Source organism: Chengkuizengella marina, from assembly GCF_009910845.1.
Lineage (GTDB): Bacteria > Bacillota > Bacilli > Paenibacillales > KCTC-33759 > Chengkuizengella > Chengkuizengella marina.
Genome location: NZ_SIJB01000034.1, coordinates 1 through 2146, shown reverse-complemented (window position 1 = coordinate 2146; position 2146 = coordinate 1). Strand labels below are relative to the sequence as shown.

Genomic DNA, 2146 nt, shown 5'->3' with positions numbered 1-2146 from the left:
ATTTCACCAACCGTATTAAAAGGTACGGGGTTCAGCCGTTCATCAAGGATATAAATTTTCGTATTATGAGCCGGAACTCCAATAGGTACAGATTCTTTATTATCATTTTCAATATCATATCTATGGATCATACAACCTACTACAGTTTCTGTTGGTCCGTATTCATTATATATTTCAACATTTCCATCAAACATTTGTTTTATTTTTTTTGCAAGACTGACCTTCAATTCCTCTCCCCCTACGATAAAACGTTTTATCGAAGAAGAGTTTAATTGTAAATCCATCTCTTTTAGTAAAGATAAGTGTGATGGTGTTAATTTGATAACCGATGATTGATTATCTTTTATGATGTTATAAAGTACATTCTCTTGCTGTTCATTACGATAGATCAACACCTTGCCTCCACTTATTAATGGAGTATAAATAGACGTCACTGTCAGATCAAATGACAATGATGAATATAAAGGGAGTACCTCCTCATCATTACCCATGTATGTTTGCTTAGCCCACCAAATATAATTGACCAGTCCTTGATGTTCTATCATTACTCCCTTAGGTTTACCCGTGGAACCAGATGTATAGATAACATAGATCAAATCATTTGGTTGATTTATTACTTCTAAGTTTGATGTCATGCCTCGATATACATTAGAATCATTCAGATTCATTACTTCCCCTGTAAATTGAACGATATCGTTCGTTTCATTCGTTACAAGTAATAACCTACAATTTGTATCTTCAAGCATGTAGAGAATTCTATCTGTTGGGTATGTTGGATCAATTGGTACATAAGCTCCACCAGCTTTCATAATTCCTAATACCCCAATAACCATCTCTATGGAGTGCTCCACCATAATGGCAACTAATTGATCAGGCCCTATCCCTTTGTTTTTCAACATTCGAGCTAATTGATTCACCTGTCCATTTAATTCTTCATACGTCAACTGTTGATCTTCAAATTCTACTGCAACGTGATTAGGTGTTTTTTCTACTTGCTCTTCAAGTAGTTGAATCATCGTTTTATGTTTAGGATAATCTACAGTGGTATCATTCAACTCTACTAATTGCTGATGTTTTTCTTGCTCCATTAACATGTCAAACTCACCCAGTGTAGCTTCTGGTTTCTCTATAATCTGTTGTGTTAATAAACCTAGGTGTGTGATCATCCTTTCAATCGTTTCTTGTTTAAACAATTTCGTGCAATATTCCATATTAAGCAATAGCCCATCAGACTCTTCTCTTACCGTTAGTGTCAGGTCAAATTTTGAAATATGACTTTCCAGTGGATAAGGTTTAAAGCTGAGGTTGTCCACCTTCATTTCTTTCATCTCTATGTTTAACATGTTAAACATGACACTGAATAATGGATTTCTGCTCATATCCCTCGTTAAGTTTAGACTTTCAAGTAGATCTTCCAATGGATAGTTTTCATTTTCCATAGCCCGTAACGTATTTTCCTTCACTTCGGTTAAAAAGGATGTGAATGTTTTGTCTGCTTCTGCTGCATTACGAATGACTAATGTATTAACAAACATGCCAACAACCGGCTCTGTATCAACATGGGTTCTTCCCGCAGTTGGGGAACCTACGATAATATCTTCTTGACCTGCATATTTGGACAATAGAATCGTGTATATTGCAAGTAAGATCATATAAAGGGTCGTGTTGGTTTCTTTAGCCAACTCACCCAGTTTGGTCGTTATCATTTTGTCCAACTTAAAATGAAGATGATCTCCTTCAAAACTCTGAATGGATGGTCTCATATAATCTGTTGGTAAATTCAACACAGGCAGCTCGTCAGAAAATTGAGCTAACCAATATTGCTTTTGTTTCTCCATCTCCTTGGTTGCGAACATTTCATTTTGCCAAACCGCAAAATCCTTATATTGTATTCGTAGATCTGGAAGATCTATTCCTTCATATAACTGTATAAAGTCTTGAATTAATAGATTCATCGAAGTCCCATCTGAGATAATATGGTGCATATCAAATACGAATAAATGTTTTTCTAGAGCAGTTTGAATCAACTTTACTCGGAACAATGGAGCTTGACTCAAATCAAAAGGTTCAATAAACGCTGGAACCAGTCTCTCTAATTCGTGATGCTGAGCTTTCGTATATTGAATCTCAACGTCTACTTGATCAT

The 2146-nt window shown here is 35.6% G+C and carries 1 protein-coding gene; it reads right to left on the bottom strand.

The window, feature by feature from the left end:
* Positions 1-2146: non-ribosomal peptide synthetase (locus ERL59_RS16875; RefSeq protein ID WP_160647416.1), on the bottom strand; the 2146-nt coding region annotated here is incomplete at both ends.